Genomic DNA, 14,809 nt, shown 5'->3' with positions numbered 1-14,809 from the left:
TTAAATAACTAGCCTGCGCGAAGCAGCGTTTTCATTTTTTCGTTACGGCAAAACTGGCGCTTCATCTCCACCACCAGCGCATTGCGTGACAGCACAATCATCACCCCAAACGCCAGTGCGCCCGCAGCAACCTGCACTGCCAGCAGCGCGGCCAGTGGCAGATGCCCCTTCAGGAGCACGCCCAGACCGTAGCTCACCACCAGGGTCGGCAAGGAGAGATAAAACGGCAGCCACAGGCTCAGGATGTACTGACGGTAGCTGGAGCCCAGCACCGGCTTGATCATGATGAAGTAGCTCAGCACGGTGTTGATGATTTGCACCAGCAGAAAGCCCAGCGTGACGCCAATGGCGCCCGCCATGTGTCCGCCGACGATAATTGCCGGAATAAACAGGAAGGTTTTAAATACGTTGAATTTAAAGCTGATATCCACGCGCGCTTTCGCCATCAGCAGGGAGCCAATCGGGTTACCCACGGAGCGCAGCAGCCCCACCACGCAGAGCAACTGCAGGATCGGGATGATGCTGTTCCACTTCTCGCCAAATACCAGCGGCACAAAGTTGCTCGACACCACCATCAGACCCAATAGTACCGGGAAGTTAATAATGCCGACCACGGAGAGCAGCTTGTAGAAGTTGACGCGCAGCTTTTCAGTGTCGTCCTGAATTTTGGCGAACGCCGGGAACAACACGCGGGTGATAATCGGGTTCAGCTTCATTGGCGGGACGACCGCAACGTTGTAGGCCAGGTTATAGCCCCCCGCGACGCTCGCCCCCAGAATGCGCGCCAGCACCAGCGTGGAAAGGTTGGTGTTGACATAGTTGATGATGCTGTCGGCCGTCAGCCAGGCGCCAAAGCGCAGGTTCGAGGAGACGGACGCCAGGGAAAAATGCAGCCCCGGGCGGTAGATCTTGCGGCCAAAGTAGCCGAACAGCAGCGTACGCACGGTAGAGTTCACCAGATACCCCAGAATGGCGGTCATGGCCAGCGGCCAGAAATGGGCGCTCACCACCGTGAAGGTAAAGCCCGCCAGAACGGCGCTGGTTTCAATCATGCCGATCTTGTTGAACTCAAGCTCTTTTTGCATCAGCGCGCGGAACTGCTGCCCGTGCGGGATCACCACAAAGGCAAACGACAGCGTGCGCATCAGCGGGGCCAGATCCGGGTTGTGCAGCACGCTGGCGATCACATCGCTCAGCAGGAACACCAGCACAAAAACAAACATCCCCAGCCCCACGTTCAGCCAGTAGAGCGTGGTCAGCTCCAGCTGGCTAATCTCTTTGCGCTGGATAATCGAGTTGGCGATACCGAAGTCAGACAGCGTGTCGGCCAGCGCGATAATCACCAGCGAGACGGTCAGCAGACCGAACTGATGATTATCGATAATGCGCGCCAGCACGGTCATCTGCACCAGCCCCAGGCCAATGATGACGATAGTCGCCATCGCTGACCACTTGGCGCCGCTGATGGTTTTTTCACGTAAGCTCATCTTAGTACGCCGCTTTGTTCACGAAACCTTTGAAGATGGTCAGAAAAACAATTTTGATATCGAACCAGAGGCTCCACTCACGGATGTACTCAAGGTCGAATTCAATGCGTTTTTCCATTTTTTCCAGCGTGTCGGTTTCACCGCGCCAGCCGTTGATTTGCGCCCAGCCGGTAATGCCTGGTTTCACTTTATGGCGCAGCATGTAGCCTTCAATCAGAGAACGGTACTGCTCGTTATGGGCAACCGCATGCGGACGTGGCCCGACAATCGACATACCGCCGGTAAAGACGTTGATAAACTGCGGCAGCTCGTCCAGCGAGGTGCGGCGCAGGAAATTCCCCACGCGGGTCACGCGCGGATCGTTCTGCGTAGCCTGCGTCACCACTTTGTCGTTCTCCATCACCTTCATGGAGCGGAATTTCCACACCATGATCGGCTTACCGTCCATGCCGTAGCGCGTCTGACGGAAGATGACCGGGCCGGGAGAGCTCAGCTTCACCGCCAGGGCAATGCAGCACAGCACCGGAGAGATCAGCAGAAGGATCAGTGAAGAGAGCACAATGTCTTCCAGACGTTTGAGAACACGGTTGATACCTGACAGCGGCGTGTCGTACAGCGGCACTACCGGTACACCGTTCACCTCTTCGATACGGGAATGGAGAATGTTGAAGGTAAAGACGTCCGGAATGAGGATCACGGAACAGGTGGTGTCCGCCAGGTCGCGCATCAGTTTCTTAATGCGGGACTCCTCTTTCATCTGCATGGCAATGTAGACGTTGTGAATTTTTCCCGCTTTCGCATCGTCAATAAGCTGATCGTAGTTGCCCGCCCAGTCCGACGGCACGCCACCCGGTTTCGCGTCGTGGTAGATCCCAACCACTTCAAAACCTAACCACGGCTCTTTGCGGAAGCTATCAAGCAGCACCTGGCCCACAGGCAGATCGCCGGCAACGGCGACATAGCGGCGGTTGTAACCACGGTTACGCAACCAGCCCGCGCCAAAGCGGATAAGGGAGCGGCAAACCACCATGCCGACGCTGGTTAACAGATACCAGCACAGATACGTCACCAGACGATTATCAAAATCATGGCTGAACGCCACCAGGCCCGCGCTGAAGATCAGGCTTAAGGTCCAGTTCTGCAGTAACAACATCAGTTCGGTGGTCATCTTGACGCCACGCCACGAACGATAGAAATCCGTCATCCCGCCGATCATCTGAAACACGACCAGCGCAATTAGTGCCATCAGCAGATGCATGTATAAGAACGATTGCCCGCTGATCCAACACACCGCCCACAATCCGCCGACCATGATGGTGATATCAGAAAAACGCTGCACCATAGAGATTAACGATGCATTCGTTCTCGCTCGTTCGCGCTTTTTTAGATTCGTCATCGTTGTTCCTGTATTCGGTTTCCCCTCCCACCGGGAGGGGCAAATATTACTGATTCAACAGCGCCAGAATGTCCTTCGTTCGGGCTTCCATCAGCGCGGTGTCGGCGCGGGATTCCACGTTCAGGCGCACCACCGGCTCGGTATTGGACGAGCGCAGGTTAAAGCGCCACTGCGGGAACGCCATGCTGATACCGTCGGTACGGTCAATTTCCAGCGCGTGAATAGCAAAGTGCTGTTCCACGCGGGCAATGGCCTCAGCCGGCTGCGCCAGTTTGCTGTTGATCTCTCCACTTGCCGGGAAGGCCGCCATACGGTCGCGCACCAGCTCGCCCAGGGTCTGACCTTTCAGGCACAGCAGTTCGGTCACCAGCAGCCACGGGATCATCCCGCTGTCGCAGTAGGCAAAATCGCGGAAGTAGTGATGGGCGCTCATCTCGCCGCCGTAGATGGCGTCTTCTTCGCGCATACGCTCTTTAATAAACGCGTGACCGGTTTTGGACATCACCGGCGTACCGCCTGCCGCTGACACCACGTCAACGGTGTTCCAGGAGAGGCGCGGGTCATGAATGATCTTCGCCCCCGGATTTTTCTCGAGGAACGCTTCCGCCAGCAGGCCGACAATGTAATAGCCCTCGATGAACTGCCCTTTTTCGTCGAACAGGAAGCAGCGGTCGAAATCGCCGTCAAAGGCGATGCCCATATCCGCACCGTGTTCAATCACCGCATTGCGGGTGTCGTCGCGGCACTCTGGCAGCAGCGGGTTCGGGATACCGTTCGGGAAGTTGCCATCCGGGGTGTTGTGTACCTTGACGAAGGTCACCGGCACGTTCAGCGCCTTAAAGCGGGCTTCCAGGGCATCCACCACCGGGCCCGCCGCGCCGTTGCCGGAGTTGATGACCAGCTTCAGCGGCTTAAGGTTTGCTACGTTGATGTAACCCAGCAGGTGGTCAATGTACTCTTTACGCAGATCGATCTGCTTGTAGCTGCCGCGTGCAGACTCGTTCACCGGCGGGAAGTCGTTGGCTTCCGCCAGACGCTGCACGTCGCGCAGGCCGGTATCACCGCTGATAGGGCGCGCACCCTTGCGCACCAGCTTCATACCGTTGTAATCCATCGGATTATGGCTGGCCGTGACTTCAATCCCGCCGTCCACGCCCAGGTGGAAGGTGGCAAAATAGATCTCTTCGGTACCGGAAAGGCCGATATCCAGCACGTCCACGCCCGCGTCCTGCAGCCCTTTCGCCAGCGCCAGCTTCAGGGATTCGCTGGTCAGACGCACGTCGCCACCCAGTACAATAGTTTTCGGTTTCAGGTATTCGCCGTACGCGCGGCCGATGCGCCACGCAATGTCTTCATTCAGCTCTTCACCCAGCTTGCCGCGAATATCGTAGGCTTTAAAACAGGTTAACTTTTCCATCATGACCCCTTTTTCAGGCAACAGTTGGCCCGCCCAATTAACAGGCAAAATATTTTTTATTCATTCGTAGGCCCGGTAAGCACAGCGCCACCGGGCATGATGCGAAGCGGTTACACCCGACCGTAGCGGTCCTGGAAACGGACAATATCGTCCTCTTCCAGATACGCGCCGGAGCGCACTTCAATTAAATCGAGAGGTATCTTCCCTGGGTTTTCCAGACAGTGTGTCGCCCCCAGCGGAATATAAATTGACTCGTTTTCACCGAGCAGTTTCACTTCACCGTCGATGGTCACTTTGGCGGTACCCGCTACCACCACCCAGTGCTCGGCACGATGGTGATGCATCTGTACCGACAGGCCTTCGCCCGGCTTCACGGTAATGCGCTTCACCTGGTAACGTTCGCCCGCATCGATGGAGTCGTATTTGCCCCACGGCCGGTACACTTCGCGGTGAATATGGTGCTCGTGGCGACCGTCGGCTTTGATCTTCTCCACCACCTTTTTAACGTCCTGCACGGCGTTACGGTCGGCAATCAGCACGGCGTCTTTGGTCTGGACGACCACCAGATCCTTCACCCCCACCGTGGTCACGAGGCCGGATTCGGCGTAGACGTAGCTGTTCTCGGTTTTGTGGCTAATCACATCACCGTGATGGACGTTACCCTCCGGGGTATGGGCGCTGATCTCCCACAGGGAGGACCAGGAGCCAACATCGCTCCAGCCTGCATCCATCGGCACCACCACCGCATCCGCCGTGCGCTCCATGACCGCATAGTCAATGGACTCTTCCGGGCAGGCGAGGAAAGCGGCTTCGTCGACGCGAATAAAGTCGAGATCCGGATCCACCACGTTCATGGCTTTTTCGCAGGCGCTCAGGATATCCGGACGATACTTTTGCAGTTCTTCCAGATAGCGACCGGCGCGGAACAGGAACATACCGCTGTTCCAGTAGTATTCACCGCTGGCAACGTAGGCCTGCGCGGTTTCCAGATTCGGTTTCTCAACGAACTGCGCCACGTCAAACGCCACGCTGTCGCCTTCGCCCGGCGTCACGCTGCCGCGGCGGATATAGCCATAGCCGGTTTCTGGCAGATCCGGCACGATGCCGAAGGTCACCAGCTTGCCGCTTTCTGCGTAAGGAATGGCCGCCCGCACCGCGTCGCGGAACGCCTCTTCCTGCTGAATGACGTGGTCTGCCGCCAGGACCAGCATCAGCGGATCGCAATCCGGGCTGCTGCGTTTTGCCGCCAGCGCCGCCAGGGCAATGGCTGGGGCGGTATTTCGTCCGGCAGGCTCCAGAATGATATTTTCTGTGAGTTTGTTCAGCTGGCGCAGCTGCTCGGCAACAATAAAGCGGTGCTGTTCGTTACAAATCACCACCGGGCTTTCACACTCCACACCCTGCAGACGGTTAACCGTCGTTTGCAGCATGGTGAGATCCCCTTTCAGGCAGAGGAACTGTTTTGGATAGAGCACGCGGGACAGCGGCCACAACCGGCTACCAGAGCCACCTGCCATCACAACCGGATACAACGTGGTTTGACTCATGATTTATCCCCGTATATCTGCAATAAATTGGCTCAGCACGTTCTCTTTCTCGAGCGTGCGTTCGGCATATTCACGTGCCACCGTGTTCACTTTTGGCATGGCGAGTGCCTGTTCAATTCCGGTCACCAGCGCCGGAACCGATTCCGGCTCCACGCAAACGGCGATCCCCGGGTAGCTGTCACACAGCTGGCCTAATTCGGTTTCAGCTTCTGCCGTGATCACGGCGTTCCCGCCCACGGCCAGAATGTTGGTCAACTTGGACGGCAGCACCGCATCCGCCGCGCCGCGCTTTTGCACCACCAGATGGCAGTCACCCATCTTCAGCAGCGCAGGCAGCGCCTCGTAAGACTGAAGCGGGAAGAATTTCACGTTAGTCAGGCCGCGTTCACTGGCCATCTTCTCCAGACGCGCTTTTCCGCCGCCCTGACCGACAATCACAAACATCCACGGATGTTCGCTAAGCTGTTGAGCCGCCTCGATAACGTTCTCCAGCCCCTGCTTTTCGCCGATATTGCCTGAATAAAGAATGATTTTTTGGTCATCAGGCAAACCGAGCTCTGCGCGAAGCGCCTGCGCGTCGTGTTCTGTTACGTCACGGAAACGGGCCACTTCGGACCAGTTCGGGAAAAAGATCACCTTTTCCGGCGCGACGCCCTTCTCCTGCGCTTTGTTCATCATCGAGCGCGAGATGGTGGAGACATAATCCACGTTATGCAGACCGCTGCGCTCAAAAGCGCTGGCGAGTTTCGCCACTTTGCCGCCCTTGCCTTTACCTGCCATCCCCAGGCCCAGCATGGCGTCGACTTCATAATCCTGAATGTGCAGCAACGTGCGCGCACCGGAGAGCTTGCCCAGCAGCCGCATGCCCGGCGTGCAGAACAGCGTCGGCACCACGCCGATGATGCGGTCCGGCTTCCAGCGACGCTGCGCCATCAGCGGGAAGAAACTGCTCAGGGCAAAGCTGCCCAGATGAATTAAACGTTTCAGCGTCGAGGGCTGCTTCGGCACGTACAGCGGGCAACGCCAGACGGTCGCAGCGCCCTCTTCGCGGCGATAGCGCCAGCTGGAGTAGCGCTCGCCCACTTTCCATTCCGGGTAGTACGGCGGCGCGGTAATGACCCGCACGTCATGTCCCTGGCTCGCCATCCACTCGACCATCTCGCCGGTGTATTTCCCGATACCGGTCAATTCCGGCGAGTAGTTGATTCCATATACGAGGATCTTCATAGTCCCGGCACCTCAGACTGACGATCGGCCAGGAAATAGGCACGACTGTTGTCATGCACATTGTCGCTGGCCAGCAGCGCCTCTGGCGTCTGCCAGCGGTAGTCGTCGTGCTGAGAATCAGGCAGACGCAGGTCTGCCTCACTCACCTTCAGGCGGAACCCCAGCACGATGTAGTGCGTGGTGAAGTCGGTGCCTGAAAAGTTATCGTCATAGAAGTGCTGCCAGACCCCGTAAAACTGGCCTGCTGCCATCGGCAGTTGCAGGCCCAGTTCCGCCAGAGTGAGACGCTCAAACGCGTTGGCCAGCGTCTCATCCTTCTGCACGCGCCCGCCGGGCACGAACCAGAAGCCCTGAGCAGGACGATTGGTTCGTTTCCCCAGCAAGAACTCGCCGCGTTCGTTCTCCACGATCAAATCAATTGAGATGAGCGGAGTGGAGCGCACTACCGTGGCAAAATCTTCCTGACTTAAAAACATTGTTACCCCCGGAAGCGGTGCTGGTTTTCCAGGAACCACTGGTAGGTACTTGCCAGCCCTTGTTCCAGCGACACCTCGTGATACCAGCCCAGCTGATGCAGACGGGTGACGTCCAGCAGTTTGCGCGGCGTGCCGTCCGGTTTGGTGGCGTCAAACACCACGCGGCCCTTGTAGCCCACCACCTGGGCGATGGTCTGCGCCAGCTCGCGAATGGTGCAATCCACGCCAGTGCCAACGTTGATGTGCGACAGCATCGGCTCGGTGTTCTCCTGCCACACCTCTCGATCCAGCTCCATCACGTGAATGCTGGCCGCGGCCATGTCATCCACGTGCAGGAATTCGCGCATCGGCGTGCCGCTGCCCCACACCACCACATCCGGTGCGTTCTCGGCGGTCGCCTCGTGGAAACGACGCAGCAGCGCCGGGATCACGTGCGAGTTGCTCGGGTGGAAGTTATCGTGCGGCCCGTACAGGTTGGTCGGCATCACCGAGCGATAGTCACGGTTGTACTGACGGTTGTAGGACTCGCACAGCTTGATCCCGGCAATTTTGGCAATGGCGTACGGCTCGTTGGTTGCTTCCAGCGTCCCCTGCAACAGTTCGCTCTCGGCGATCGGCTGTTTCGCCATTTTCGGGTAGATACAGGATGAGCCGAGGAACAACAGCTTGTTCACGTTGTGCAGATGTGCCGCGTGAATGATGTTGCTCTCAATCATCATGTTCTCGTAGATGAAATCTGCCGGGTAAGTGTTGTTAGCGACAATGCCGCCCACTTTTGCCGCCGCCAGATACACCTGATCGATACGTTCATTGGCAAAGAAGTCCTGTACCGCACGGCTATCGAGCAGATTCAGCTCGTCGCGGGTACGGACAACCACTTCCACGTCACCGCGCTGCTCCAGCTGGCGAACAATCGCGGAACCCACCATTCCGCGATGACCGGCGACAAAAATACGTTGTTTTGTCATTCTCAGGACTCCAGCGCGATGGCAACCTCGTAGCCATGAGATTTGAGCAGGGAGTGTTTTTTCGCTGCTTCAAGATCTTTGGCTACCATCTCAGAGACCATCTCCTGCAGAGTGGTTTCTGGTTTCCAGCCCAGTTTCTCGTGCGCTTTGGTTGGGTCGCCCAGCAGGGTTTCCACTTCCGCAGGACGGAAGTAACGCGGGTCAACCTGCACAATCACATCACCTGGTTTCACGCCCGGTGCGTCATGGCCGGTCACAGAGACAACGATCCCCTTCTCTTCCACGCCAGTGCCTTCGAAGCGCAGTTTGATACCCAGCTGTGCGGCAGCCATTTCCACGAATTGACGGACGGAGTACTGCACACCGGTCGCAATCACGAAGTCTTCTGGCTGCTCCTGCTGCAGCATCATCCACTGCATCTTCACGTAGTCTTTGGCATGGCCCCAGTCACGCAGGGAGTCCATGTTGCCGAGGTGCAGGCAGGATTCCAGACCCTGAGCGATGTTGGCGATAGCGCGGGTAATTTTACGGGTCACAAAGGTTTCGCCACGACGTGGGGATTCGTGGTTAAACAGAATGCCGTTACAGGCGTACATGCCGTAAGATTCACGGTAGTTTACGGTGATCCAGTAGGCATACAGTTTGGCTACCGCGTAAGGAGAACGTGGGTAGAACGGGGTGGTCTCTTTCTGCGGGATTTCCTGCACCAGACCGTACAGTTCAGAGGTGGATGCCTGGTAGAAACGGGTTTTCTTCTCAAGGCCGAGGAAACGAATCGCTTCCAGCAGACGCAGCGTACCCATGGCGTCAACGTCAGCGGTGTATTCCGGGGATTCGAAAGAAACCGCTACGTGGCTCATCGCGCCCAGGTTGTAAACTTCATCCGGCTGTACTTCCTGCAGGATGCGGGTCAGGTTGGAGGTATCGGTCAGGTCGCCGTAGTGCAGATGGAATTTCGGGTTCGCCGCATGCGGATCCTGGTAAATATGATCCACACGTTCCGTGTTGAAAGAAGAAGCACGACGCTTAATACCGTGAACTTCATAACCTTTTTCCAGCAGTAACTCTGCCAGGTAAGAACCATCCTGCCCGGTAACGCCGGTGATGAGAGCGACTTTAGACATGTTTATATTCCTCTACTTATGAATTTAATCAGTTTCAACGCGTTCGCGTATCACCACTGCGGGGTTGCCACGGCAAATTTTATTTGCCGGTAGCGATTTAAAAACGCTGCTGCGGGCACCGACTACCGTGCCATCGCCAACAGAAACACCAGGTGCAACAAATACATCTGTTGCCAGCCAGCATTTTTCGCCAATCACAATTGGCGAAGCGGTAATATCAAAATGCTGACTCATAAAATCGTGGCTGCCGGTACACAAATAACACTTCTGTGACACCACTGCGTTTGCACCAATCGTGATATCGCCAAGGGTATATAACACGGCGTCATCCCCTACCCAGGCGTAATCGCCAAGCGTTAATTTCCAGGGGTAAGTAATTTTTACCGATGGACGAATAACTACGTTTTTTCCGATTTTTGCGCCAAACAGACGCAATAAAAAGGCACGCCAGCGATACAGTATTTGCGGTGACCAGGCAAATAAGGTGGCCTGAACGGCCCACCATAACTGCACTTTAATTCCGTTCCCGCCCCGGAAACCTTTCGGCACGGTGAACCCGTTAAGATCCTGCATTACATTTCCTTATATTCAGGCTTTGTTATATAAGGTTTTCGTTTTACCCGTGGTGCGCAGGCGGAATAAATAAGACAATTCCGCCCAGAATGCGGGCACGCGTAATATCTTACGCTGTACGTTTTTTGCATCCTGGCACAATTCCAGATTATTCGAGGTGGATACACCGCCCATTGAAAATTCAGACACCAGCCCTTTAATTCGACGGAACGGGTAGCCTGATTTATACAGACTGGCGGCCAGGGCATAATCTGATGACACTTTATACTGCAGATCGTAAGGCTGTTTTTTCAGACCTTTTACCGGGAAGAAAATGGCCTGATGGCTTGCCGGTAAACTGTGATAGATATACCAGCCGGGTTTCGCGCTGCGGCAAATTTTATGCCCGTCGCCAAAATCGAGCAGCGCATCGCCAATATACATCGCGTCGTCTTTCTGGCGCGCCAGCTGACGGGCAAATTGCGCCACATCGTCATGGAACACATCGCCCGAGTTAAGGAAGATGGCATAACGGCCTTGCGCCATGTTAATGCCTTTGTTCATCGCATCGTAGATGCCTTTATCTTTCTCGCTTACGAAGCGTAAGTTGAACTCACCGTTGAGTTTTTCCAGAAACTCCGCCGTGCCATCGTTCGAGCCGCCATCGACCACGATCCACTCAAAGCTGAGACTCGGATCGCGCGCCAGGTTGCGCAGCGAGCGCCAGGTTTTTACCACCCCTTCGTAATTACGAAAGGCAACAGTAATGACGCTAAGAAACATAAATCACCTCATTTCGTCATACGTTCGTAATATTAAGCGCCTTGCGCAGAATAAACGGACAGACAATCAAGAAAGCATATTCCGGGCTAAATATTGACCCCGTAAAAAACAGCGACACTGGCGTAAACAGATAAAGCTGCACGCGAAAGTTCTGGTTATCCCCAAACGCGTTAATCATCATTTTGAAAACTTTAAACAGATACCAGAGCGTCAACAGTACGGCGAACCACGAAAAATAAATAATTAACAGATACAGGCCATTGTCTATGGTTTTACCGACATCCGCACCGTTAAAGATTCCGAATGATGCAACATATTCGTAAAGTGAGCCGAATCTTACTACACCGTCGATATGGGTTAAGGAATAACCCACCATCACCAGCGGCCCGATAATGCGATAATAGGACGATGAGCCTTCCGTTCCCAAATCTCCCAGTCGCTCTGAGATATACGGGAATGCAAATATCACGCCTACTAAAAATACCGTCAGGGAGATGATCGCCAGCGGCAGCTTTTTCTTAATCGCATCTTTGTTCAGGTACTGGAATGCCCACTCCAGGAGGTAAAACAGGATAAATGTCATGACCCCTGAGAACGAACCAGACAGAACGATTCCTGCAAGAATCATAGCATCGGTCTTAGGGGTTTTGATACCAAACTGTTTGATGCTGAGCCAAATTGAGATTAACGCCAGAGCGAAAAACGCCGGTTCAAAATAGAGGGCTGTCGTACGCTTACCGCCAAACTTAATGAAGTTCAGTACATAGCTGTTACTGTAAATGAGATATTTCGAAATTATCTCCATCAGGCTGCTACCACCGGTGAGAATAATTTGCGCCATTTCCAGTGCAGCAAGCATAACAATTAACGCAACGGCAATATAAAAGAGCCTGAGGATTTTCCGATAATTGTGCGGAGAAATAGTTTTAAAACGAATACTCCACACCATGCCAATAATAATGACAATATAAACAAACAGCATGGTAGAGGTGACGTACTTGCTGGGATCCAGCGACTGGCCAAAGATGTAGTTAAACAGCGTCAGGCCAAAGCCCATCCCTAAGGCAATCATCAGCTTCTTGAGGTTGATTTTATCGACGTACAACAGAAGCAGAGCAGGCAAGAAAGTCACAATGGTTATCGGGAAGCTTTCGCCAAGCTGGGCAATTTTGACGTTGACCAGCAGATAGATCAGCGGCAGCAGCAGATAACTACAGACTCTGATAGAACGAGACATATTCCTCCAGCATCTGTTGTCCACTGTAGGCCTTGCGGCTGCGGTTGCGGAACGATTCCAGGTCAGTGCCAAAAACGGCCTGCGCAATCTGCGGCTTCGGCAGTTGCACCAGCGGCAGCACCTCCTGTTCCGCGAACGTTTTCCCGCCCGATTTTTCCAGCACTTCACGCGCCGCATCGCTGTGGGTGGCGATCACCGGCACGCCAATCGAGAGCGCTTCGCAGAGGATCAGCGGGTAGTTATCGACGCGCGAGCTGAACACCAGCGCATCCATCCCGTTGAGGGCGCTCATCAGCTTGCGCTTATCCGTTTCAAACCCGTGATTCACCACGTTAGCGCCGTCGAACGGCGAGAATTTGCCGAAGGTATGCAGTTCGATTTTGTCACCCAGCGCCATCATATCGCGCACCAGCTGCTGGTTGGTTTTGCCGTCGTAACGCAGGTCATGAGCGACGATTGCAATTTTCGGTTTGCCTGCGGTTTCCGCAACCGGGGTCAACTCGGCCAGAATCGCTTCCGTCGCCACGTCGATCCCGTTGTTGATGATCTGACACCGCCCTGCCCCATACAGACTGTTAAAAGCATCGGCCACATGCTGGCTGGGGGAGATAAACGTGCAGCCGAGCGACAGCATATCGCGGAACTGCTGACGTTTTCCGTCCACCAGCTGGTGAGCGCGATCCACTTTCACCGGCGGGTAATTGGTTAATGTCGGGCACTTCTGGCAGGCGTTTTTCCAGCCTTCACAGCCGTCGGTGAACGCACAGCGTCCGGTCACGCTCCAGTGGTCGTGCAGCGTCCAGATGAAGCGGGTATCCGGCTTGTGAGCCTGTACCTTCTGGCAAAACGTCACCACCTCTTGCAGGTTCAGCCAGTAGCTGTGCAGCACGTGAAAATGGAGCACAACCGGGCCGGAAGTGCGCGTGACCGTACGATAGAGGTTGTTCAGGTTGCCAAACAGATCGCGGTTAAACAGACGAAACAGCGCAATGTTGGCGACAGACGTCAGACGTGGCGTCTGCTTGTGCACCTGCGGATAGCTATCGTGGCTGACGCTTTTCTTACCGCCTTTGCCATAGCCGTAGATAAAACGAGACTGAAGCCCTTTTTGCAGCGCACGCTGGTGCAGATCCAGCGCCACGCCAGCCGCCCCGCCCTCGGCGAGACGGACGTTAAATTGCAGAATGTTCATTTGATCACCTTCACGCGGGCTTTTTCGCCCACTACCAGCGCGTTATCCGGAATGCTGTCCAGCACCACGCTGCCTGCACCAATCGTGACGTTGTTACCAATGGTAATGTCGCCAATGATCACCACGTTCGCCCCCAGCTCGACGTTGTTGCCGATGACCGGGCAGGCCAGGCTCTCCGGCCCCCGGTTGCCGATGGTGACCGCATGACGAATAGTGAAATCATCCCCGGCGACCACGAACTTATTGATGACCACCGCATAGCCGTGGTGAATGGTAAAGCGGCGGCCGATGGTGGCCGCAGCCTGAATTTCATAGCCAAAAATGCATTCGGTGATAATCCGGTACAGCACCAGAACCGGTGCCGCCCAGAGGTTGTTCAGAACATTTTTCTTACGCCACACCGAGCAGAAATGCGCGATGCGGTACGCCAGAACCATGCAGCACGGGCGCAGGCTCCAGCTGTTAGCGCGGCAATCTTCCAGAAACATTATTTCCCCCGCAGTCCATCAGCCAGTCGCTTGCCGTTGCGCACGGAAAACAGCGTCAGCAAGGTACGCCAGGTCATCCGCTTATTGCGGATCTGATAGAGGGTAAAGAGCTGGTACTTCCGGCTGGCACGGTCAAACTTATCCTTGTGCTTGCGGTAGAAATGGAAGTAACCCGAGAATTTTTTTGGTGAGGAGGTGATTTGCATCTCCCCGTGGTTGATGTGCAGGATCTGCGTGGCCTCTTCCACCTTCCACGGCTCGCCATACTCCACCACCATTCGCAGGAAGATGTCGTAATCCTGCGCGGCCTTCAGTTCGGTATCGAACAGGCACTCTTTAAAGCGCCACGCCCAGGTGAACACCTGATTGCCGATGATGTTGCGCTTGTAGAACAGGCGGCGAGAGTATGGTGATTTCGGGTACAGCGGCAGGCTGGCAGGCTGCGAGTAAACCTCGCCCTGACAGACATAGTCGTTGGCATACAGGAAAGCGTGGGTGACCAGTTGTTCCTTGTGCGACAGGAAAATGGACAGACGGTTTGGTGTCCACTCGTCATCGTCGTCGATGCCGGTCAGATACTGCCCTTTGGCCTGCATAATTGCCTGATTACGCACCGCACACGCCCCGGAGTTGATCGCGTTATGGGTATAGCTGACACGCGGGTCATTGAGGTCAGTGACAAACTTTTGCAGCTGCTCATACGAAGAGGAACAGTCATCAACAATGATCATCTCCCAGTTATCGTAATCCTGGCGCAGCACCGATTTGATTGCACGGATCGCCAGCTGCTGACGATTCCATGTCGGCATATAAATAGAAACTAAAGGGCGTTGTGTGGTCATAGTCTTCCCCTGATCCCTCACCCCGCCTCTCTCCCAAAGGGAGAGGGAGAATAGCTGCACCGGGCAGTTCCCT

14 protein-coding genes are annotated in these 14,809 nt (G+C 55.2%); all 14 read right to left on the bottom strand.

The window, feature by feature from the left end; translation table 11 throughout:
• Nucleotides 1-8 precede the first annotated feature (8 nt).
• A complete protein-coding gene (wzxC, locus tag ACOTX3_RS20350) occupies nt 9-1,487 on the bottom strand; it encodes a colanic acid undecaprenyl disphosphate flippase WzxC (protein ID WP_045294482.1) in 1,479 nt (492 codons plus the stop codon).
• A gap of 1 nt (nt 1,488) precedes the next feature.
• Nucleotides 1,489-2,883 carry an undecaprenyl-phosphate glucose phosphotransferase gene (wcaJ, locus tag ACOTX3_RS20345; RefSeq protein ID WP_014832616.1) on the bottom strand — a complete coding sequence of 465 codons (1,395 nt, stop codon included), beginning with the start codon at nt 2,881-2,883 and terminating at the stop codon, nt 1,489-1,491.
• A 46-nt stretch (nt 2,884-2,929) separates the two neighbouring features.
• A complete protein-coding gene (gene cpsG / locus ACOTX3_RS20340) occupies nt 2,930-4,300 on the bottom strand; it encodes a colanic acid biosynthesis phosphomannomutase CpsG (protein WP_013097871.1) in 1,371 nt (456 codons plus the stop codon).
• 110 nt (nt 4,301-4,410) lie between these two features.
• A complete protein-coding gene (gene cpsB / locus ACOTX3_RS20335) occupies nt 4,411-5,847 on the bottom strand; it encodes a mannose-1-phosphate guanyltransferase (protein ID WP_000084309.1) in 1,437 nt (478 codons plus the stop codon).
• 3 nt (nt 5,848-5,850) lie between these two features.
• On the bottom strand, nt 5,851-7,074 hold the full coding sequence (gene wcaI, locus ACOTX3_RS20330; protein ID WP_013097872.1) for a colanic acid biosynthesis fucosyltransferase WcaI: 1,224 nt from the start codon (nt 7,072-7,074) through the stop codon (nt 5,851-5,853).
• Complete coding sequence (locus ACOTX3_RS20325; RefSeq protein ID WP_029881806.1) at nt 7,071-7,550, bottom strand: GDP-mannose mannosyl hydrolase; 480 nt, start codon at nt 7,548-7,550, stop codon at nt 7,071-7,073. The genes wcaI and ACOTX3_RS20325 overlap by 4 nt, the downstream gene beginning before the upstream one ends.
• Nucleotides 7,551-7,552: 2 nt before the next feature.
• Nucleotides 7,553-8,518, bottom strand: coding sequence for a GDP-L-fucose synthase (fcl, locus tag ACOTX3_RS20320; protein ID WP_013097874.1), 966 nt, complete (start codon nt 8,516-8,518; stop codon nt 7,553-7,555).
• Nucleotides 8,519-8,520: 2 nt separating this feature from the next.
• On the bottom strand, nt 8,521-9,642 hold the full coding sequence (gene gmd / locus ACOTX3_RS20315) for a GDP-mannose 4,6-dehydratase (RefSeq protein ID WP_003863514.1): 1,122 nt from the start codon (nt 9,640-9,642) through the stop codon (nt 8,521-8,523).
• Between the two features lie 24 nt (nt 9,643-9,666).
• A complete protein-coding gene (wcaF, locus tag ACOTX3_RS20310) occupies nt 9,667-10,215 on the bottom strand; it encodes a colanic acid biosynthesis acetyltransferase WcaF (protein ID WP_013097875.1) in 549 nt (182 codons plus the stop codon).
• A 15-nt stretch (nt 10,216-10,230) separates the two neighbouring features.
• Complete coding sequence (gene wcaE, locus ACOTX3_RS20305) at nt 10,231-10,977, bottom strand: colanic acid biosynthesis glycosyltransferase WcaE (RefSeq protein ID WP_013097876.1); 747 nt, start codon at nt 10,975-10,977, stop codon at nt 10,231-10,233.
• Nucleotides 10,978-10,993: 16 nt separating this feature from the next.
• Nucleotides 10,994-12,214 carry a colanic acid polymerase WcaD gene (gene wcaD, locus ACOTX3_RS20300; protein ID WP_013097877.1) on the bottom strand — a complete coding sequence of 407 codons (1,221 nt, stop codon included), beginning with the start codon at nt 12,212-12,214 and terminating at the stop codon, nt 10,994-10,996.
• Nucleotides 12,189-13,406 (bottom strand): colanic acid biosynthesis glycosyltransferase WcaC, encoded by a 1,218-nt coding sequence (gene wcaC / locus ACOTX3_RS20295; RefSeq protein ID WP_013097878.1) that lies wholly within the window; start codon nt 13,404-13,406, stop codon nt 12,189-12,191. The genes wcaD and wcaC overlap by 26 nt, the downstream gene beginning before the upstream one ends.
• The gene (gene wcaB / locus ACOTX3_RS20290; RefSeq protein ID WP_013097879.1) at nt 13,403-13,894 is read right to left on the bottom strand and encodes a colanic acid biosynthesis acetyltransferase WcaB; all 492 of its coding nucleotides are present in this window, start codon (nt 13,892-13,894) and stop codon (nt 13,403-13,405) included. The genes wcaC and wcaB overlap by 4 nt, the downstream gene beginning before the upstream one ends.
• On the bottom strand, nt 13,894-14,736 hold the full coding sequence (gene wcaA, locus ACOTX3_RS20285) for a colanic acid biosynthesis glycosyltransferase WcaA (RefSeq protein ID WP_047351629.1): 843 nt from the start codon (nt 14,734-14,736) through the stop codon (nt 13,894-13,896). The genes wcaB and wcaA overlap by 1 nt, the downstream gene beginning before the upstream one ends.
• Nucleotides 14,737-14,809: the final 73 nt, after the last annotated feature.

The sequence above is a fragment of the Enterobacter cloacae complex sp. IR5384 genome, from assembly GCF_049237265.1.
Classification (GTDB): Bacteria; Pseudomonadota; Gammaproteobacteria; order Enterobacterales; family Enterobacteriaceae; genus Enterobacter; species Enterobacter cloacae.
This window is presented reverse-complemented; position numbering and strand designations above follow the sequence as displayed.

Bases quoted from the DNA above. Each gene is read 5' to 3' on its own strand.
- wcaJ (WP_014832616.1), bottom strand. From the start codon at position 2,883: ATGACGAATCTAAAAAAGCGCGAACGAGCGAGAACGAATGCATCGTTA.
- gmd (WP_003863514.1), bottom strand. From the start codon at position 9,642: ATGTCTAAAGTCGCTCTCATCACCGGCGTTACCGGGCAGGATGGTTCT.
- wcaB (WP_013097879.1), bottom strand. From the start codon at position 13,894: ATGTTTCTGGAAGATTGCCGCGCTAACAGCTGGAGCCTGCGCCCGTGC.
- fcl (WP_013097874.1), bottom strand. From the start codon at position 8,518: ATGACAAAACAACGTATTTTTGTCGCCGGTCATCGCGGAATGGTGGGT.
- cpsB (WP_000084309.1), bottom strand. From the start codon at position 5,847: ATGAGTCAAACCACGTTGTATCCGGTTGTGATGGCAGGTGGCTCTGGT.
- ACOTX3_RS20325 (WP_029881806.1), bottom strand. From the start codon at position 7,550: ATGTTTTTAAGTCAGGAAGATTTTGCCACGGTAGTGCGCTCCACTCCG.
- wcaD (WP_013097877.1), bottom strand. From the start codon at position 12,214: ATGTCTCGTTCTATCAGAGTCTGTAGTTATCTGCTGCTGCCGCTGATC.
- wcaI (WP_013097872.1), bottom strand. From the start codon at position 7,074: ATGAAGATCCTCGTATATGGAATCAACTACTCGCCGGAATTGACCGGT.
- wcaE (WP_013097876.1), bottom strand. From the start codon at position 10,977: ATGTTTCTTAGCGTCATTACTGTTGCCTTTCGTAATTACGAAGGGGTG.
- wzxC (WP_045294482.1), bottom strand. From the start codon at position 1,487: ATGAGCTTACGTGAAAAAACCATCAGCGGCGCCAAGTGGTCAGCGATG.
- cpsG (WP_013097871.1), bottom strand. From the start codon at position 4,300: ATGGAAAAGTTAACCTGTTTTAAAGCCTACGATATTCGCGGCAAGCTG.
- wcaF (WP_013097875.1), bottom strand. From the start codon at position 10,215: ATGCAGGATCTTAACGGGTTCACCGTGCCGAAAGGTTTCCGGGGCGGG.
- wcaC (WP_013097878.1), bottom strand. From the start codon at position 13,406: ATGAACATTCTGCAATTTAACGTCCGTCTCGCCGAGGGCGGGGCGGCT.
- wcaA (WP_047351629.1), bottom strand. From the start codon at position 14,736: ATGACCACACAACGCCCTTTAGTTTCTATTTATATGCCGACATGGAAT.